At 67.5% G+C, this 20434-nt stretch carries 13 protein-coding genes; 9 read left to right on the top strand and 4 right to left on the bottom strand.

What is annotated here, in order from left to right; all coding sequences use genetic code 11:
• The first annotated feature begins 95 nt into the window (after positions 1-95).
• From KA383_08725 to KA383_08700, 6 genes are all read left to right on the top strand, one after another.
• Positions 96-2438: a M1 family metallopeptidase gene (locus tag KA383_08725; protein MBP7746204.1), complete on the top strand. Its 2343-nt coding sequence runs from the start codon at positions 96-98 to the stop codon at positions 2436-2438.
• Between the two features lie 189 nt (positions 2439-2627).
• A complete protein-coding gene (locus KA383_08720; protein MBP7746203.1) occupies positions 2628-3290 on the top strand; it encodes a sigma-70 family RNA polymerase sigma factor in 663 nt (220 codons plus the stop codon).
• 20 nt (positions 3291-3310) lie between these two features.
• Positions 3311-5857: a protein kinase gene (locus tag KA383_08715; GenBank protein ID MBP7746202.1), complete on the top strand. Its 2547-nt coding sequence runs from the start codon at positions 3311-3313 to the stop codon at positions 5855-5857.
• A 274-nt stretch (positions 5858-6131) separates the two neighbouring features.
• A complete protein-coding gene (locus KA383_08710) occupies positions 6132-7352 on the top strand; it encodes a hypothetical protein (GenBank protein MBP7746201.1) in 1221 nt (406 codons plus the stop codon).
• Positions 7353-7860: 508 nt separating this feature from the next.
• On the top strand, positions 7861-9132 hold the full coding sequence (locus KA383_08705) for a hypothetical protein (GenBank protein MBP7746200.1): 1272 nt from the start codon (positions 7861-7863) through the stop codon (positions 9130-9132).
• A gap of 208 nt (positions 9133-9340) precedes the next feature.
• A complete protein-coding gene (locus KA383_08700) occupies positions 9341-10621 on the top strand; it encodes a hypothetical protein (protein ID MBP7746199.1) in 1281 nt (426 codons plus the stop codon).
• Positions 10622-10652: 31 nt separating this feature from the next.
• On the opposite strand, the gene KA383_08695 is transcribed toward KA383_08700, so the two are convergent.
• On the bottom strand, positions 10653-11225 hold the full coding sequence (locus KA383_08695; protein MBP7746198.1) for a GNAT family N-acetyltransferase: 573 nt from the start codon (positions 11223-11225) through the stop codon (positions 10653-10655).
• A 97-nt stretch (positions 11226-11322) separates the two neighbouring features.
• Between KA383_08695 and KA383_08690 the strand changes: the two genes are divergently transcribed.
• Positions 11323-12912 (top strand): calcineurin-like phosphoesterase family protein, encoded by a 1590-nt coding sequence (locus KA383_08690; GenBank protein MBP7746197.1) that lies wholly within the window; start codon positions 11323-11325, stop codon positions 12910-12912.
• Between the two features lie 114 nt (positions 12913-13026).
• Positions 13027-14232 carry a hypothetical protein gene (locus KA383_08685; GenBank protein ID MBP7746196.1) on the top strand — a complete coding sequence of 402 codons (1206 nt, stop codon included), beginning with the start codon at positions 13027-13029 and terminating at the stop codon, positions 14230-14232.
• Here the strand turns inward: KA383_08685 and KA383_08680 are convergent.
• The gene (locus tag KA383_08680) at positions 14152-15372 is read right to left on the bottom strand and encodes a hypothetical protein (GenBank protein MBP7746195.1); all 1221 of its coding nucleotides are present in this window, start codon (positions 15370-15372) and stop codon (positions 14152-14154) included. The genes KA383_08685 and KA383_08680 overlap by 81 nt on opposite strands.
• A gap of 21 nt (positions 15373-15393) precedes the next feature.
• Positions 15394-16089, bottom strand: a complete 696-nt coding sequence (locus KA383_08675) for a hypothetical protein (GenBank protein ID MBP7746194.1) — start codon at positions 16087-16089, stop codon at positions 15394-15396.
• A 314-nt stretch (positions 16090-16403) separates the two neighbouring features.
• Here KA383_08675 and KA383_08670 point away from each other — a divergent pair, with 314 nt between their 5' ends.
• Positions 16404-17267 carry a metallophosphoesterase gene (locus tag KA383_08670; protein ID MBP7746193.1) on the top strand — a complete coding sequence of 288 codons (864 nt, stop codon included), beginning with the start codon at positions 16404-16406 and terminating at the stop codon, positions 17265-17267.
• 17 nt (positions 17268-17284) lie between these two features.
• Here the strand turns inward: KA383_08670 and KA383_08665 are convergent, their stop codons facing one another.
• The gene (locus tag KA383_08665; GenBank protein ID MBP7746192.1) at positions 17285-20314 is read right to left on the bottom strand and encodes a DUF2339 domain-containing protein; all 3030 of its coding nucleotides are present in this window, start codon (positions 20312-20314) and stop codon (positions 17285-17287) included.
• Positions 20315-20434 lie beyond the last annotated feature (120 nt).

The following is a 20434-nucleotide window of genomic DNA, read 5'->3' as shown; positions in this document are numbered from 1 at the left end:
AGCAGGCGGAGCCGCGCGGCGGGGGACTCTCTCGCCGGCGTGGCTGGTGCGTTGCGCACAGTGAAGTCGGTGCGAACCGGAAAGGAGCGCGCTGCATGTTGTCCAGTGAGCAAAATCGTTGCGTTCTGGCGGTCGTTCTGGGGTTGGGGCTGGCCGTCGCGGCCGCGGCGCAGGTGGTGGACGAGCGACTCCCCGTCGGGTGTGGCAAGGCGCACGCGCTGGCGCAGCGGATGGCGGCAGCGGAAGCGCAACAGGCCGAGCGGGCGGAATACGAGGCCCACGTCGCCGCGGGGCTGCGCGAGGCGCTGGAGGATACGGACCTGCTGCATTGCGCGCTGGCCCTGGAGATTCTCCCAGCCCAGTACGACAACCTGGTCGGCACGAACACGATGACCGTTCAGAGCAAGTCGGCGGCGCTCACGCAGTTCTCATTCCGGCTGCGCAGACAATTCGTCATTGACAGCGCGCTCATCAACGGGACCACGCCGGTTAGCGTGACCATGCTGTCCGACACAACGCGCGTAGCGACGCTCGACCGCGCCTACGGGCTGGACGAGGTGTTCACGCTGGCGGTGACGTATCACGGGCATGCGGAGTCGCGCGGCTTCGGCTCGATCGAGTTCGACACGCACAACGGGGCGGACATCGTCTACACGCTCAGCGAGCCCTACTACGCGTACACCTGGTGGCCGGTGAAGGACGGGGACTTCGGCCTGGCGGGTGACAACGGCGACAAGTTCACGCTGGACCTGGCGCTGACGGCGCCGGAGACGATGGTTACGGCGTCAAACGGCGTGCTGCAGAGTATCGACACGCTGGCCGGGTTCCGCCAGCGCTACAACTGGTCGAGCGACTACCCCGTCGCCACGTACCTCGTGTGCTTCTCGTCGACGAACTACAACACCTGGTCGCTGGATTACGTGCCGCTGGCCGGCGGAACGATGCCCGTGCTCTTCTACATCTACCCGGAAAGCGACACGCCGGCGAACCGGGCGGCGTGGGGGCAGGTCGTGCAGATGATGTACACGCTGCGCGACCTGTATGGCGAGTACCCGTTCGTGAACGAGAAGTATGGCATTTATGAGTGCCAGTTCGGCGGCGGGATGGAGCACCAGACCTTCACGGCGCAAGGTACGTTCGCCGAGTGGGTGACGGTCCACGAACTGAGCCACCAGTGGTGGGGCGACATGGTGACCTGCAAGACGTGGAACGACATCTGGCTCAACGAGGGCTTCGCGACGTACGCCGAGGGGCTCTGGGCCGAGTTCAAGCCCGGCAGCCCGGGCCTGCCGGCGCTGAAGAGCACGATGGCGGCGAAGAAGTACACCGGCGCAGGCAGCGTGTATGTGACCGACGCCGAGCTGGGCAGCCTGTACAGCATCTTCGACACCAACACGAGCTACAACAAGGGCGGCTGGGTGGTGCACATGCTGCGGCATGTGCTCGGCGACGACGACTTCTTCGCCATGCTGGCGGCGTACCGGGCCGCGCACGAGTACGGCGCCGCGACCACCGCGGACCTGCAGGCCGTGTGCGAGTCGTTCTACGGGGCCAGCCTGGACTGGTTCTTCCAGGAGTGGATCTACGGTGAGCGTGCTCCGGCGTACGCGTACGGATGGTCCACGGTCAACGTCGCGGGTCAGGACTACCTGCTGCTGTATGTGGATCAGACGCAGTCGGCATCGTATCAGCGATTCACGATGCCGATCGACATCGTCGTGAACGGCACGACCTACAAGATCTTCGACAGCGCCGATCCGCAGCACTTCGTCATTCCGATCCCCGCGCCGGCGACGACGGTGCAGTTCGACCCCGATGCGTGGGTGCTGTGGAGCACGGTCAGCAACACGAGCTACGTCGCCGGTCCGCCGAAGATCGTGGCGATGACGCCGGCGCCGGGGGATATGCTGCCTCCCAGCCCGGCCGCGAGTACGCTGGCGGTCACGTTCCACACGAACGTCAGCACGGCGGCGGGCAATTACGCGCTCGTCGGCGCCAGCACCGGGGCGCAGCCGGTCGGTTTCGCGTACAACAGCGCGACCTACACGGCGACGCTCACGACTGCAGGCCCCTTGCCGCCGGACACGTACACGCTGACCGTCAGCGACGCGCTGACGGCGGTGAACAGCGGGCAGCACCTGGACGGTGAGATTGCCGACCCGGCGGACCCGGCGTCGCTGCCGTCGGGTAATGGTGTGGCGGGCGGCGCGGCGACGCTGTCGTTCACGGTGGCCTATCCGCGCGGCGACCTGAATTGCGACGGCGTCGTGAATTTCAGCGACATCAATCCCTTCGTGCTCTACCTGTCGAACTTCCCGGTGTGGCAGACGACGTACGCCGGCTGCCCGGCGGTCAACGGCGACATCGACGGCAACGGCGTATATCCCTCGTTCGGCGACATCAATCCGTTCGTGACGCTGCTGTCGAATCCAGGATAGACCCGCGTGCACGACCAGATTTCAGGCGACAAGGGATAATCCTTGGAGGCGCTGCCATTTCCCACTTCCGCAGGGGGGCAGGGCGAGAGTACAATGACCGATGTGCTGGAGTTAGGGCGAACCAGTGCAGCTTCCGGGGTGTGTTGTATGCGCCAATAGGCGGAGTCCAACGGGTCGGGAAACGCGTGCATGGTGGGGCCGCACGACAATCCGCTGCTGACTGATTCTCCTGGTGCCTGGGACCGGCTGCTCGAAGCCGTCGGGCCCGCCGCGCTGCTGGCCGTCATCGAATTGCGGATGAGTACTGCGCTCAAACGCCAGTACCCTGCCGAGGACGTGCTCCAGGAGGCTCTCCTGCACGCCTGGCGTGACCGCACGCGCCACGAGTGGCGGGGCGTCCGCAGCTTCCGCAACTGGCTGCTGACCATCATCGACCACCGCATCCAGGATCTCGCCGACCGCAGCGCCGCCCAGAAGCGCGGCGGCGATACCCCGGCGGTCGAGTTCTCGGCGCTGACCGCCAGCGGCACCCGGAGCGCCCTGTTGCCGTGGGACTCCACCACGCCCAGCCGCATCGCCGTGTACCGCGAGCAGGCGGCGGCGATGCGGGGAGCGCTGGAACGGCTGCCGGACGACGTGCGGGACGTGGTCCGGCTGCGCTTGCTCGAACAGTTGCCGGTCGAGGAAATCGCCCAGCGCCTGCAACTGGGCGCATCAGCCGTGCGGCACCGGTTCCGACGCGGGGCGGAACTCTATCAAAAGCACCTCATGGCGGAGCTGGCCACGCGCTCGCAGAGCATTTCGCCGGAAGCCGCGCGCGTCCTGCTCGCCGAATCCTCTCCAGAGAGATGACGAGGATTGAGGAGACAGCGATGCCGCGCGCGTCGGGCTTGGGTGCCGACGACCAGGAACGCCTTGACTGGGTTTTTGAGCAGGCGGTCGAGCGGATCGAGGAGGGGTTGCCGGTCGATCCGCGCGAGTGGCTGGATGATCGGCCGGACCTGCTGGCGGAGGCGGAACGGCTCATTCGCCTGGCGCAACAGGTGGCGGTCGGGCAAAGCCGACTGATGCCGACCATGCCCGGCTACACGATCCTTGGCGAGCTCGGGCAGGGCGGGATGGGCACGGTCTACCTCGCGCGGCAGGAGCGCGTCGGCGGCCGGCCGGTCGCGCTGAAAGTGCTGGCTCCCGCGATTGCGCAATCCGCGTCGGCCCGCGATCGTTTTCGCAGCGAGGCCCGCGCCATTGCCCGGCTGCGGCACCCGAACATCGTGGCCGTGCACGACGTCGTGCACGAGCTGGGCGTCTTTGCCTACGCGATGGAATGGGTTGACGGCAAGACGCTCGCGGAGCTGATCGCGCACCTCCAGCAGGTGTCTCACGACCCGACCCTGGCGGATGTGCGGGTGCTGCTCTGCAGTCCGCCGGCGGCGCTGGCGCAAGGAACGCTGACGACCTTTGTCTGTCAGATCGGCGTGGCGATCGCCCGCGCGCTGGGTGTGGTGCACCGCGCCGGTCTGCTCCACCGCGACGTGAAGCCGGCCAACATCCTGCTCCGCCGCGACGGTACGCCGCTGCTGTCCGACTTCGGTCTGGCGCGCGAGCTCGACAACCCGGCGTTGACGCTGACGGGGCATTTCGTGGGCACGCCGGCGTTCGCGGCGCCAGAGCAACTGCGCGGGGCCGGTGCGGCGCTGGACGCCCGCACGGATGTCTACGGCCTGGGCGTGACGCTGTATCACGCGCTGGCGTTGCGGCTGCCGTTCGAGAGTGCGACGGGGTCCGAGTTGCTGCGCAAGATCGAGGCCGGCGCCGCCACGCCGCTGCGGGAGGTGAACCCGCGCGTGACCGTGGACCTGCAGACGATCGTCGCGAAAGCGATGGACGCCGACCCCGCGCGGCGCTACGCGACGGCGGACGAGCTGGCGGACGATCTGGAGCGGCTGCTGCACCTGCAGCCGATCAAGGCCCGGCCCGCGGGCCTGATCACGCGGACGATCAAGCTGGCGCGGCGTAATCGCGGGACGGTGATTGGCTCGGTGCTCGGCGTTGTCGCGGCGCTGGCCCTCGCCATGCTGATCGGCGGCTATGTGTTCATGGTGCCGCGCTGGGTCGAGCGGCACGTGAGCGAAGCGCGGCTGGGCCTGCTCGATCCGAATCGCAACGACGCAATCTTCGTCACCGTGTATTGGCGGGGCGCGCCGGGGAAGCGCACCCCGGCGGCCGGCGACTTCCTGCGCGCCGAACTGGCCAGCTATCGGGCAGCGCTGCGCCTTCAGCCGGCGAACACGGCCCTGCGTCTGGAGCGCGATATCGTCCAGTTGGCGCGCGACTTGTGTGTCCACCCGGACCAGACACCGGTCTGGCCACCGAGCTTGCGGACCAGCGCGCCGCTTGCGTGCGCGTATGCCCAGGGCTGGTCTGCGTGCGATGCCTTTCCGCAGTTGGAGCCGCAAGAGTTGGAGCACGCCGCGGCGCTGGAACTCCGCGCCGTTGGGCTGCTGGCGTACCTGTGCCACGACGTCGACACCTGCCTGCAGGCCTGGTCGCAGATGGACCTGCTGACCGATCCCGATCCGCTCGTGGAAGCGTCGCTCGGGCAGCTTTATCTGCTGCTGGATCAGCCGGCCCGCGCATATCCGCGACTGCGGAACGCGTTTCGCGCGTTTCCCGGCGCCGGCTTTCTGTGCGTCAATCTCGCCGATGCGGCGCTGCAGTGTGGAGATTACGCCAAAGCGGAAGCCTTGTTGCGGCAGGCCCGCAGCCTGGGCCGGTTGGATTCCACGTTGGGGCTGGTGCGGGTGGACGCCGACCTCTACGCCGCCACGGGGCGCGATGACCTGGCCCTGGCCATCTGGACGTCGCAGGCCAATGCGCAGGTGGTCACGCAGTGCCACTACGCGCGGTACCTTGAGTCGCGTGGCGACCTTGAAGGGGCAACACGCGCCTACGGCTTCGCCGGCTCTGCCGGTCGTTACCGTCAGGCGTGGAATGGTTTCCAGCGCGTCGCTCCGCCTTGGTGGAATGGGCTGACTCCGGATCTCCGCTGGCAGACACTCCGCGCTTCGCTGGACGAATCGCCCGAGGGCCGCAACGGTCGGAGTTCTCTGCCACGGATCCTCACGGACTATGTTCAGTACGCGATGTTGCCAACCCCGGCCAGGCAAACCGTGGCCGTGCCGGAGACAGGCTCACTCGACGCGATCGCCCTCGGCCTGCAGGCGCCGGCGGCCTTTGGAGTACGGTGGGGGTTCGCTGCTTATCCCTGCTGGCTGAAAGACGTACATGCCACCGTGCTGCTTTCGCCTTGGCCGGTCGGTGGCTCGCTGACCGTGGCGGCTGTGGATGCTGTTGGCCGCCGGCTGGGTCTGCCCGGTTGGCCGCGTGCTGAACTGCCCAGGACGACTGGCGGTGGGTAGCGGTCGACCTCGGATCCGACGAGAGAAGTCGCCACCCCATCCGCGGCCGGTCAGGGCGCCGGCCACGGCTCGCGCATTGTGCGGTCTCGACGATTCGCAGATTCCGCGGCGCTTCGGGCAGTCCTTTCCTCTCCTGCCCTCTGTGGACCACTTCGTGTGGGCCTGACGCGGATCTTTCACGGGTGTTTGGGAGTACCGTCCGGAAACAGGAGAGTCTGCCATGAAAACGGCGATGGGTCTAACGTGTGTTCTTGTGCTTCTCGTAGCTGTTACGATGTCCCGACCAGCGCGTGCGGACTGGGTTTTGGAGACTGTCGACAGCACTTCGTGGAACGCGGCGCCGTCGCTGGCGATCGACGCCGACGGAAACCCGCATGTGGCCTACGTCTCGGCTGGCGCGCTCAAGTACGGCGAGCATGCCGGCGGGAGCTGGCAGACAGAAACCGTCCCAGTCCTGCCTGTCAGTGGGTGCGTGCCGTCTCTCGCCCTCGACTCTGAGGGTCGTCCCCATATCGCGTATCTTGGTTACATCGGCAGCGCCCACGGGGTGTGCTACGCGCACTGGACGGGCACGACCTGGCAGACAAGTCTCGTGGCGGCGGGCGGACTTAGCACCGAATACCCGGCGCTGGCGCTCACCGCGGCAGACGAGCCTCGAATCGCGTACATGTCGCACGGCGATTCGGGCGACACGCTTTGGTACGCGTCTCCGAGCGGAACGTCGTGGTCGTCGGAGCATGTGTGCGGGTCCGGGTACGGGTGTTGTGGGTTCGTTCCGTCGCTCGCCTTGGATGCCAATGGTGACCCGCGGATCGGCTGGGGCTACGGCGGTTACCTCGTGTATGCCTGGCCAGGTCGCGCGTATCCGTGGCCTGCGGAGTGGATCGGCCAGAACGTGGATCAGTACTCTGCGAGCCTCGTGCTGGACACTGCGGACCAGCCGCACGCGGTGTTCGTCAAGCAGCTTGTGGACGGGCGCTGGCTGACTTACGGCGCCCGCGTCGGCGGCGTGTGGTCCTTTGAAGCGGTGACTTCGTGGGCGGCGCGGTCGCGCCTGGCATTCGACGCGAATGACCGTCCTCACATCGCGTACGCGGAGAGCTCATGGGAGAACGCCGGCCCGTTGAAGTACGCGCACCGGACCACCAGTGCCTGGTGTATCCAGACGGTGGACGGCGCGAACGTCTCGTACCTCGCGATCGCTGTCGATCCGGACGGCCACCCGCAGATCGCCTACATCGCCTCCGTCGGATCCGAGACTCACCTGAAGTGCGCGCGCTGGGTGCCGTCAATCGTTACCGGCGACCTGAACTGCGATGGTTGCGTCGGGTTCGGCGACATCAATCCGTTCGTGCTGTATCTCGCCAACTTCGAAACCTGGCAGGCGACGTATCCGAACTGCCCGGCGCCGAACGGCGACATCAACGGCGACGGCACGTATCCGTCCTTCCGGGACATCAATCCGTTTGTGACGCTGATGAGCGGCCCGCCGTAGGAGCACAGCCACTGCGTCGCGGGAAGTACCGCGGGGGCAGGAGGGCGGTCGATGGCGGGGATTAGGCTGCGGTGCTGCATGGGGTGGGATTGCTCTACGTTTGCGCGCAGGGTTTCCCTGCCGGGAGCAGATTGGGTCGCGCAGATTCTCATTGACGTATGTACGGCAAGTTGTAGCATAGCGCTTGACCGCGGACGTGGCCGATTGCAGGAAGCGTGACGGCCAAGGGCGTCGTAGCCACGTCGATCGGTGATTCGGGCCGAGTCCGAAGACCGCCACACTTGCCTGGGTTCCCACTTAACACGCACAGCGGCCACGCGAGGTCCGGGCTTCCGCGTAATTTCCGTCGTTCGGCCACATCAGCCCGTTCGTGATGCTACTGAGCGGCGGAGCCTGACATGTGCGCCGGACACGCGCGCCGTGGGTGCGCGTCGTCGTCGTTCGTTGAACGGGAAAAGGAACGCGGGATAGTCGTCGCGGTGACAGTCCGAACAGAGGAGGACATCCCATGAAGAGCCAAGTTCTTAGACAAGTGACTGTTGTTCTGAGTGCTGTGCTGGCGGCAGCCGTCGCGCTGCCGAACTCGGCACGTGCTGATTGGGTCTTCGAGACGATCGACAGCGAAGGGAACGTCGGCGGCTACCCATCGATCAAGGTCGATGCGGCCGGGATTCCGCACGTGGCGTACATCGATGCCACGAACGGTTGCCTGAAATACGGCAAGCGGGTCGGCGACGGCTGGCAAACAGAGACTGTGCCGACCCCGCACATGGGCTCAGGCTGCGGCACGCCGTCGCTCGCGCTGGACTCGCAAGGCCGGCCGCACATTGTCTGTAACGAGTTTACCTGGCACTGGGAGCCACTGGCCTATATGCGCTGGGATGGGACGCAGTGGATCGCCGAGGAGTTTCAGCCGCCGGGCCGTTCGCCATGCCTGTCGCTGGCGTTGACCTCAACCGACCAGCCCCGCATCGCCATCATGGGCGCCGGCTATTGGTTGTGCTACATGGAATCTGACGGCGCTGGCTGGATGACGACGGTTCTCGTGCAGACCGCCTGGGCCGGGACGCGGCCGGCGCTCGCCCTGGACAGCGCGGACAATCCGCGGATCGCCATCGCGATGTCTTATTATGACTGCTACCTCTACTACTGGGAGTTCGACGGGGCCGAGTGGTCTGACGAGGCCGTTGCCTTGGTGGATCAATGGACCACGACGGGTGCCCTGGCCCTGGACTCACTGGACCAGCCGCATGTCGTCTACTCGTCTTCTGGTTCGCTGACGGCCACCTACGCCTACCGCAGCGGCTCAGGTTGGATCCACCAGACCATCACGCCACCCATCGCCCAGCGGCCTTGTCTGGCACTGGACGCATGCGACCAGCCCCATGTTGCCTACGGGTGTGGGTTTGACCGCCTCGGCTACGCCCACCGGACGACCTCTGCGTGGTGTGTGACGACCTTTGACCCCGGCAGGATGGTCGATCCCACGATCGCCGTCGATTCCAGCGGCTGCCCGCACATTGTGGCCTACGATGACACGAACGGGGATCTGAAGTACGCGCGGTGGGATCCGTCCGTCACGACCGGTGACCTGAATGGCGACGGCTGCGTCAACTTCGGTGACATCAACCCGTTCGTCCTGTACCAGTCCAATATCGAAATCTGGCAGGAGGTATTCCCCTTCGTCCCGCCGGCGAACGGCGACATCAACGGCGACGGCACGTATCCGTCCTTCCGGGACATCAATCCGTTTGTGGCGCTGCTGGCCGGCGCACAATAGGTGCCGCGACCGTCTGGGCAGCGGAGGAGCGCGCCGGAGTGTACTGGCCGGCAACGCCGCTCCTCCGCTGTCTGCCGCAATTCTCAATTCCTGCGGCGCTGGGGGCGGGTGGTTCCTCTCCTGATGAATGTGGGCGCCCGGGTGCGGGCCTCGCACGGGTGTGTTTCGGGTATTCACGATGGAAGGTTTGAACAAAGGAGGCTTACGGGTGAAAAGCAGATTCTGTGGGTCAGCGCGCCTGTTGACGATGGTGCTGGCGGCGACGGTCGTGCTGCCGGCGACGGCCCGGGGTGACTGGCACGTTGCGACGGTAGAGAGCGGGGGAGAGGTTGGTGGATCGCCATCATTGGCGATCGACGCCGAGGGCAACTCACACGTGGCGTACGTCGACTACACGCTGGGTTGTCTCAAGTACGCCAAGCGGGTCGGCGACGCCTGGGAGACCCAGATCGTCGACACGCGCATGCCGTACTATCCGTCCCTGGCCGTGGATTCGCAGGGGCGGCCGCATGTTGCCTGGTGTACGCCAGGTGGGCTGTTGTACTCGCACTGGACTGGAACGCAGTGGCAGACAGAAACGGCCGTCTCCGGGGGCATGGTGGGAGCTATTGTGCCCCCAGCATTGGCGTTGACGACTGCGGATGAGCCGCGCATCGCCTACTACATAAACGATGGGACCGGCTGCTGGCTCGGGTACGCGACGCCGGCGGAACCCGCCTGGGCGACCACGATCATCGCTTGGCACGGGCTCTCCGGCTGCCGCCCGGCGCTCGCTCTGGACGCGAATGACAATCCACGGATCGCTTGGGCCTGGGAGTGGAGTATGGGTTGCTCTTTGTTCTACTACTCATTCGACGCCGGCGTTTGGTCCAACGAGTACGTCGCGGAGTGCGGCCTCTGCGCCTCGGGCTTGGCGCCGGCGCTGGCTCTGGATTCATCCGGCGATGCGCATGTCTTTACCACCTTGGACGGCGTCCTGTCGCACCGCCAGCGGACGGCCGCGGGCTGGCAATTCGACATCATCGCGGACGACGTGGTCAATTCGAACGCCGCGGTGCTCGATGCGTTTGACCATCCGCACGTCGCGTACTACCGCTGGTATGCGGATTGCCTGAAGTATGCGCACCGCACGACTTCCTCCTGGTGCATCCAAACCGCAGACGATTCCGGGCCTGACGATGTGGGGTACACGCCATCGATCGCGGTCGATGCGGACGGGATTCCGCACATTGCCTATCGGGATCGGACGCACGAGGATCTCAAGTACACCTGGTGGGAGCCGACGGTCATCGTCGGCGACCTGAACTGCGACGGCTGCGTCGGCTTCGGCGACATCAACCTGTTCGTCCTGTATCTGGCCAACTTCGAAGCATGGTGGGCCAGTTTCCCGAACTGTCTGCCAGCGAACGGCGACATCAATGGCGACGGCGCCTATCCGTCCTTCCGAGACATCAATCCGTTTGTGGTGCTGTTGTCAAGCATGGACTAATCCCCGTCCGCGCGGCGGATGCCCGGAGCGCTTACTGCGTGCGGTAGTCCGCACGGTCGAGCTTGAACTGCAGTGTCCCCGCCTCGCAGCCCGGGCCGGCCAGCTGGAGGCCGAGCTTGACGAGCACGCGCTGCGAGGCGATGCCGTCCGGCAGCGTCTCGGCCACGACGCGCGCCACACGGGTATCGGCGAACACCCAGCCCATGAGGGCCCGCGCCGCCTCCGTTGCATAGCCGTGCCGCTCGAACGCCGGCAGCACCGAATAGCCCATCTCGACCGTCCCCTCCGGTGTCGGCGGCCCCTTGAAGCCGATGCCGCCGATGAGGACACGCTCGGCCGGCGTGGTACCCGTCCGAACGATGAACCAGCCCCACCAGCCGACCTGCTCCGGGTGCGCCGTCAGCGTCTGCGCGAAGAAATCCAGCACATCGAGCGTCAACGCCGGCGGCCAGTCGGCCGGGATGGTCGCCGTCAGGAGCCGGGACAGGGTCGCGTAGTCGCGGGCGGCGTCCGCGCAGGCCAGCGCGCCCGTGCTGGCGACAAGTTCCAGACGGGCGGTCCGCAGGCGCGGGCCGTCGCGCGCTGAATCCGCGTCCATGGACACGTGACACTCCTTGACGACCGCACAGTTGAACGAAACCGGATCGCTCCGTACAGTCCTCGCCGGGGGAATTGAGTTCCGGGTGGAGTGAGGTGCCCTGATGCGGCGGATTGTGAGCGTACTGGGTCTGGTGGCGGGGAGCGGGTGGCTTTGCGGTTGCGCCACGCCGGGCCGGCCGACGCCCGCCGCGGCCGAGACGCCCGCCGGCCCCGTGGCTACGGGTTTTGTATTCGATGATGCGAACGGCAACGGCGTACGTGATGCCGGCGAGAAGGGCCTGGCACGCATGCGCGTCTCGAACGGGCGCGACGTGGTGCTGACCGACGGGCACGGTGCGTACCGGCTGCCGATCGACGACGACACGATTCTCTTCGTGATCAAGCCGCGCGGCTGGATGACGCCGGTCGATCCGTTCAACCAGCCACGGTTCTACTATATTCATAAGCCCCAGGGCACGCCGGCGTTGAATTATCCGGGTGTCGCGCCCACCGGGCCACTGCCGGCCAGCGTCGATTTTGCGCTGCGGCGACAAGCGGAACCGGACCGTTTCCAGGTGCTCTTGTTCGGCGATACGCAGACGGCTTCGATCGAGGATGTGAACGACTTTGCGCACGACATCGTGGAGCCGGCGAGCGGGACGCCGGCCGGGCTGGGTATTTCGCTGGGCGACCTGGTGCACGAGAAGCCGGCGCTGCGGGCGCCGCTGAGTGGCGCCATCGCGCAGCTCGGTATTCCCTGGTACAACGTGCTCGGTAATCACGACATGGACTACGCCGCCCCGGACGACCAGCACTCGGACGCCAATTTTGAGCGGACCTACGGGCCGGCGTATTACTCGTTCGACTACGGCCCGGTGCATTTCATCGTGCTGGATGATGTGATCTGGCACGGCGCGACAGCGGAGAAGAAGGGGCATTACACGGCGGGCCTGGGGGCGGCGCAGCTCGAGTTCCTGCGCAACGACCTGGAGCTGGTGCCGCGTGAGCAGCTCGTCGTACTGACGATGCACATTCCGATGGTGCAGATCGCGGAGCGCAAGGAGTTGTACGCGCTGCTGGCGGAGCACCCGCACACGGTGTCCTTCTCCGGGCACACGCACGACTACCGACACTGGTTCATCGATGCGCGCGACGGCTGGCCCGGCGCGACGCCGCATCATCACACGACGGTCGGCGCGACGTGCGGAAGCTGGTGGAATGGCGCGCTGGACGAGGTGGGAATCCCGCACGCGACGATGGCGGACGGTGTGCCAAACAACTGGTGTATGGTGACGTTTGCCGGCCACGACCACGCCGTGGAGTATCGCGCGGCCCGGCGCCCGGCCGATTACCAGATGAACATCTACGCGCCCGACGCCGTGCCGGCCGCGCAGGCGGGGCAGACGGAAGTCCTCGTGAACGTGTTTGCGGGCTCGGAGCGCTCGACCGTCGAGATGCGCTGTGTAGACGGGGCGTGGACGCCGCTGGAACGCGTCGAGCGCGAGGATCCGTACTATGTGGAGTTGAAGGAATCGGAAAAGGCCACGCCGCCGCCGAAGGGGCGCAAGTTGCCGAAACCGGACAAGACGAAGCACATCTGGCGCGGCGTGCTGCCCGCGGGCCTCTCCGCCGGCACCCACCTGATCGAGGTGCGCACGACGGATGTGTACGGGCAGACATCCCTGGGGCGGCGGATTATCCGCCTCGAGTGAGCGGGGCGGCGACCCGGCCGATCTACTTGATTTTCAGTTGCATTTTTTGATAGATTGGGCCGTGGACAGGCTAGTTCACGAGTGGGGGCAGACAAGATTCGATCGGAGCTGGAGATGACGGGCGTGGCTTGGGGACGGATGGTGCGGGCGGGGCTGGTCATGGTGTTGGCGGCGGTCCTGGGCGGCTGTCCGACGGATGGCACGACGGATGGGGACAGCAACGACACCCAGGACGGGAACACGCCGGGGGGCTCGGTTGCCAAGTGCAGCGTGGACAGCGACTACACGCCCGTGGGTGTTCCGATCGACGCGCTCGCCGAGGCTGAAGACAAGATCGCGCGGTACGGCAACAAGCTGAACGACTTCTGGAAACTCAGCACGTGCGTGTTCCGGGCGGACGCGTCGGCCTACACGCTGGTCCGGCAGAACGCCATCTCCTACAGCCTGCCGCCGAGCGTGGTGTACGATCCGGGCCTGTTCGAGCGCTTTGTGCAGGAGTGGGACAGCGAGCTGCCGACGATGTTGATTGTGGCGCACGAGTGGGGGCACCAGGTGCAGTACGCCAACAACATCCGGTATTCCACGTCGTTCGAGTATGAGCAGGACGCGGACGTGCGCGGTGGCTACTACATGGGCACGCTGGCGCAGCAGGACGGTTCGGCGAACGTCAGCGAGATCGCCGAACTGCTGAAGGAGTTTGCCTGCACCACCGGCGACCCGGACAGCGTGCCCTGGTTTGCCGAGGGCGCCCACGGCACCTGCGAGCAGCGCGCCAACGCCGTCATCAACGGCTTCAACCAGGCAATCAGCACCGCGACCGTCGGCCGCGGCGCGGTCTCCAGCCCCGGCGCCCCGGCGCCGATGGCCGGCGGCTGGGCCGGCGAGATGACCATGCGCGTGACCGTCATCGAGTCCGGCGAAATCGCCGTTACCAAGAACGTGCCGTACGACTACACGGTCACGATCGACGACAATGGGAAGGTGACGGACGACGCCGGCAACGGGCCGCTGCCGGACGTCGGCGAGCAGCGGATCATCCCAGTGGAGACGAGCCGGCTGGACCTGGACATCGTCAGCACGACCACGGCCGCGACGTTTGACGACACCGCGACGCGCTACGACATGGAGCTGAGCGTGGAGGACGGGCAGGTCGGCGCGGCGCCAGTCACCGGCACGGGCATCGAGTCCGCCGTGTACGCGCTCCTCGAGGACGGGCGGCTGAACGCCTACCTGTACGACTCACTCGCGCTGACCACCGACACCGGCGTCACGGTCACGATCGTGATCGAGGTCACCGGCGCGCTGTCCCGCGTCGATTGAGCGGCCCAGCGCCAATAGCGCGTACGCCGTACCGTAGGGCTTGGCGTACGCATGATGGTCGTAGTCCCACACCGATCCGTCGGCCTGCTGAAGCTTGAGCACTTCGTACTGCAGTCGCGGCCAGTACGGGTCGCGCTGCGCGGGTGGCAGACAGGCGATGACCTCGGCCGCGTAGTAGTGCCCGTAGAGGTAGAAGTACCCGGAGTTCTGGTAGAACGCCTCATGCGGGACCGGCTTGTGCAGGGCGATGTCCAGGAAGCGGTGCTCGCGGAAGAACTGCTCGAGACCGGTCTGCAGCCATTCGCGGGGCACGCGTTCGCCCGCCCGGAAGAGCGCCAGATTGCAGGACTGGATGCGGGCCAGCGAGCCCTTCACGCCGTTGACGGAGCCCGTCCAGCCCGGATTGGGTATTGCCGAGACCGAGTAGTCGTACGCGCCGTTGGGCAGCCGGCACCGCCGCACGGCGCGGACCGCGCGACGTACGACATCGGCGTCAACGGGCAGGCCGGCGGCGCGAGCCTCGAGCAGCGCGATGATCGCCGAGGCCGTGGTGAAGCTGGTGGCCCATTGCGGGCGCGCGGTGCGCGGCGTGTTGAACTCCAGGTAGCCCCAGCCGCCGCTGAGCGACTGGCTGTACGCCATCTGGCGCAGGTGCGTCTCGGCGGCGCGGCAGAGGTCCGCCCGGCGCGGCGACGCGGCATGGCGCGGGTGCTGCAGCGCGGCGGCGAGCGCCTGCAGGCCGTACACGTCGGCCCAGCAGTTCATCGTGTCCCAGTCGTTGGGGCGTTTCACACAGGCATTCGCGACGAGGTAGTCGAGGCCGCGGTCCAGGGCGGCGTAAGCGGCGTCGGAGTCGCCGACCTGGAGCAGCGCCAGGCAGCACAGGCCAGTGGTCGCGACGCGCCAACTGCGGTGCGACTCGGGCGACGTCCACATGTCGCCGCTCCACGTGGTGATCGAGCGCGCGGCCCCGCCCCATGAGCCGTCGGGGTTCTGCGCGCCGAGCAGGAACGTCACCCCCCGTTGTACGCCCGCCTGCACGACGGCCGGCGTGATGTCGGTCGGCTTCAGGCGGTCGGCGGCGGCGAGGCCAGCGCCCCCCGCAAGCAGCAGCAGTCCGCATCGGATCGCGACGGTCATGGCGTGCTCCGCGGGGCGGGCCTACCGGGCCGGCTGCGAGGCGGCCGCCTGGGCCTCGGAGACCAGATCAGCGATCTCCTCCTCCAGCCGGGTCACTTCGAGCTCGGCGTTGATGACGGCCACCTGGCGGTCGATGATCTCTGGCTCGTTGTCGCGCTGGGTCTGGAGCACGGCGCGTTTTTTCAGCTCGGCGGCGTGGTCCAGCTCCTGCTCTTCGAGCGGCAGGTTGACTTCCTTCAGCACGCGGAATTCCTCGCGGCGCAGCTCCAGGTCGCGCTGGGCGCGCTCCAGCCGGCGCTTGGCCCGCTCAATGACGATCTCGCGCGTCTGGTCGGCGAGCTGCTCGTCGCTGTACATGAGCTCCAGCTGGTAGAGCTCCTCCTGCGACTCGGTGACGCCGTCCTCGACTTGGCGGAGCTCGAGCTCGGCGCGGGCGAGGCGGTTGGGCACCGTCATCTTCTGGAAGATCTGCAACCGTTTCTTGGCGAGCTCGAATTCCGTCTCGGCGGCGGCCAGCGCGTCGTTGTACTTGAGGTCGCCGTGCTCGATGGCGGTCCGGGCCTTGGCCACGCCCAGTTGGGCGATCTCCAGTTGCCGGCGCAGGCGCGCCAGCTTGCGCTCGCGTTCGCGGGCCTGCTTGTCCGCGTCGCGGGCAGCGTCGGACGCCGGTTGCGTTGCGGCAGGCTGCGCGTCGGCTGCGGGCTGGGTCGCTGGCACCGCTGGCTGAGTGTCCGCGACCTGCGCTGCGGCGGGCGGCTCCGGGATGGGCGTGCGCGCCGCGGAAGCCCATGCGCCGCACAGGGCAAGTCCTGTAACCAAGACCACGAGAACTCTGGTAGGCCTGAAGGCAGTGAGCATGGGCAGCACTCCGCTGGACGCGCCCGCGGCCACCAAACGGCGCGTGGGGCGGCAGGCACACTATAGGGGTTTTTTTGCGGGCGCGAAACCCACTTGCGAGTGATCCCGCACGCGGGGCACCGCGGCGTGATACACTCATATGGACGGCCGCGGCGGCGGCCCGGGAGTGCCACATGGGCATCTGCTTCTTTGTGAGCGACCTGCACGGCCGGCTGGACCGGTATCGCAAGTTGTTCGACGCACTGGCACGCGAGCGACCCCAGGCCGTGTTTCTCGGGGGCGACTTGCTGCCGAGCGGCGGCCGGTCGTTGTGGACTCACGCTGCCGATTTCGACGACTTCCTGCAGGACTTCGTCCAGGCGTCACTGCGCCAATTGCAGGCGTTTCTCGGGCCGGCGTATCCGCGCGTGTTCGCGATCCTGGGCAATGACGATCCGCGGGCCGCCGAGCCGGCGCTCACGGTGGGGGAGGTGGCGGGCGTCTGGGAGCACGTCCACGCCCGTCACGTCACGCTGGGCGGGTTCGACGTCTATGGTTACGCCTGCGTACCACCCACGCCGTTTAGACTGAAGGACTGGGAGCGCTACGACGTATCGCGTTTTGTCGAGCCGGGCTGCCTGGCGCCGGAGGAGGGGCTGCACACTGTGCTGGTGCCGGAGCACGAGCTGCAGTGCGGGACGATCCAGGCGGACCTGGATGAGCTCACCGGTGTGCACGCTCTGACGCGGGCGATCTTCCTGTTCCATTCACCGCCCTACCAGACGAAGCTGGACCGGGCGGCGCTCGATGGTCGCAGCGTGGACCATGCGCCGCTGGATGTGCATGTGGGGAGCGTCGCGATCCGGCGGTTCATCGAGACGCGCCAGCCGCGGATCACGCTGCACGGGCACGTGCATGAGTCCGCGCGGCTCACGGGGGCCTGGCAGGACCGCATCGGCGACACGTATTGCTTCTCGGCGGCCCACGACGGCCCGGAGCTGGCCCTCGTGCGGTTCGATCCCGCCGACCCCGCGCGGGCCACGCGGACACTGCTGTAGCGGCCGGCGACCGCGGCTTACTCCTTGCGCTGCGTCGGATTGGTGGTCGGCGTCTGCGGCCGCAAGAGCACCGATGCCAGGCGCGAGTACGCGATCGAAGTACCGATGAGCAACAGACCCACGACAAGCAGCGACAGCACGCGATACGCGTACTGCACATGCGCCAAATCGACGATCAGCACCTTGGCCAGCGTGATTGCCAGCAGGCCCAGGCCCGCGTAGCGTGTGGCGGCGGAGTGTTTCCAGAACCCGACGGCCACGAAGCCGATCGCGTACAGGGCCCAGTAGACGCTCCATGCCGTCTGCCGCGCCATCGCCGGGTTGCTGACGCGCGCCGCGGCCGGGGCGAAGAAGCGGTCGAGCTCCAGGCTGCCGAGCCACAAGCCGATGAGCGCGACGAGCCAGACGCCGACCAGTCGGGACTCGCACTCGGTCTGGTCGCGGGCCGTGAACCAGGTCGCCGCGGCCAGGAGCACGGCGGCCAGCACGCCGACGCCGCACTGCAGGTTCAACACCACGGGACTGAGCGTGACGCCGTGATGGAGCCGCGGCAGAAGCGTGCCGACGCTCAACCAGGCCACGCCGGCGGCGATAAGGAGGGCCCAGCCCGTGACGACCAGTTGCGGGACGCGGCGCCAGCGTCCCAGCACAAGCCCGAGCAGTCCGCCCGCCGCGGCGAGCAGTGTGCCCCAGAGCGCACGTTCGTGCCAGCCTGTCCACAGCGGCGTCACACCTTCCGGCCGCGCGGCTGCGCGGTGTCCCAGCCAGCGATCGATCTCGAAGGCGAGCGCGATCAGCACCAACGAAAGCACGGCCGTGAACGCGGTTTGTGCGGCGCGTGGCATGACGTCGGCGCATCCCGGCTGCGCGTCTCGTCTCAGTAGCATGCCGGTCACGAACACGGCGGCCGCGGTGGCCAGTCCGATGCCGAACGTGATGTTGACCAAGACGGGGCACAGTGTGACGCCGTGCACGATGCGCCAGGAGAGTGTGCCCGGAATCAGCCAGGTCAGGCCGGCGAGGGTGATGATCGCCGTGCCTGCGGCGGCGAGCGCGCTGATCCCCCGCGCGCGACCGTAGATCAGCGCCGCCAGTCCGCCGCCGGCCCACAGTAAGGCGAACCAGAGCAGACGGGTCTGGGACGGGTCCTCGGCCGGGCGCGGCGCGCCGGTGGGCCGGGTGGTTTCGAGCTGGCCAATCAGGTGCTCCACCTCAAAGCTCAGCGCGGTGATGAGGAAACATACGGCGACGACGAGCACGCCGCCCGCGAAGGCGGAGGGGCGCACCGGCGCGACTTCATCCGCCGGCGACTCGTCCAGCGGGGCGGTCGCGCGGCGCCGGGTGTAGACCCGGTAGACGCCGCACGCACCGGCGAAGAGCAGCAGCGCGACGCCCATTTGCCAGTTCGCGAATGGCTGCGTGGCGTTCGGATCCCACGCGCCGGACGTCCGCGTGCCCAGGGCGTCACCGAGCAGCCATTTCGCGGCCGCGCAGACCAGTAGGAACACGGCCGCCGGCCGGCACGCCGGGCTGGGCTTCCAGGACGATGCCGCGAGCAGCGCGGCGGCCCCGACGAGCCACCCGGTTGTCAGCGCCAGGCCGCGGCACGTGAAGACGCACAGCACGAGCCATTGCAAGGCGCTGAGCCAGGTCAGCCACTGCGTGAGCCACAGCCAGGCGCAGTCGCCATGCAGCCGCAGCCGCCGCGCGGCGAATTGCGTGGCGGTGATAGCGCCGAGCACGAGCACGGCCCAGTAACTGACGCTTAGATTGCCGTACGACCATCTCGGCGTGGGGAGCGCAGGGTGGAACGAGTCGACGCCCCAGACGCGGACCAGGGCAAGCAGGCCGATGAGCAGGCCGAACACATCCACCGCGCGCGACGGCAGCCGCCGGCCTAGCTCGATGCACGCCACGGCCATCACCAGCCAGCCGATCGTCATGCCGTACGATTGCGACCCCTCGCGAAACTGCACGGCGATGGCGGCAGCGCACAGGATGCCGACTTGCGCCCAGAGGGCGGCGATCATCCGCTCGATGGCCCGGCGGGGTCGGATGCGCAGCACCGACACGCCCGGACCCAGCGGCAACGCCAGCCAGGCACACACTGCCGCCACGCAGCCGGTGAACAGCCCCAGCCAGTTGCGCTCGCCGGGGTTGGCGGCGGCCAGCACGCCACAGCCGAGCGAGACATACCAGAACGTGAAAAGCAGGCTGACGGTCGGGTTGCCACGCGGCGACTGACCGCGAAAAGCCGCCCAGAGCGTTTCCGCCGTTACCAGTGCCCACCACAGCGTGGCGAACGACACGGCGATGAGCCAGTGGCCGCTGCCTTCGCGGTAGGCCCAGAGTGTCGCGACGATCAGGTGGAGCGCGATGCCCACGTAGCGCAGCAACCGGAACGGCTCGGGGAGGACCGCCGACAGCGCGAGCGCGACGGCGAGCAGCATGGTGATGTAGAGCGGCAGGGCGGCGGCGAAGGTGACTTGCTCTGACAGGAGGATCGGGCTCAGGTAACCGCCGATGAGCGAGAGGATGCCGATGGCCACCAGGTGGCCGCGCAGCGTGAGCGCGAAGCCGAGCAGGGCCACCAGCAGCATGAGCCAGAACGCGCCCGACTGCGACAGCAGGTTGAAATAGCGGAAGGTCGCGTAGGCGGTGAGGTAGAGCGTGCCGAGCCCGGCCCCGAACAGGCTGACGGCGGCGATGCGCCCCACGCGACGCAGGGCGATCTCACCGCCGGCGACCAGCGCTGCGCCGAACGCGGCGCTGATCAGGCACTTGGCCAGCGGCGGCAACCGGCCCCACCAGCCGAGATCGTAGGCCAGCTTGACGAAGAAACCGGCGGCCAGCACGACGACCAGCGCGCCGACCCAGGCCATCCAGCGCTCGCCGATGAGCTGCTCCAGCGAGATCTGGCGCGCGGGACGCGGCGGCTTGGCCGGCGGAGAACCCTGGATCACTGGAACGGCCGCCTGCAGCTTGATGGGTGGCGCCGCCGGTGGCGCTGGCGTGCGAATCAACTCGATGATGGCCGGTTCCGGCACCGGCGCTGGCGCCGGTGGTGGCTCCGCGTCCCTAGGCGCGGGCGGCGGCGGGGGCGGCGGTACAGGTGCGCTGGGCGTGCTTTCGATGGGGGGGGTGATCCCGGCCAGGCGTTCGAGGCG

The organism is Phycisphaerae bacterium (genome assembly GCA_017999985.1).
Lineage (GTDB): Bacteria > Planctomycetota > Phycisphaerae > UBA1845 > Fen-1342 > JAGNKU01.
Note: the sequence above shows the minus strand (reverse complement) of the source record. Positions and strands in the feature narration are given on the sequence as shown.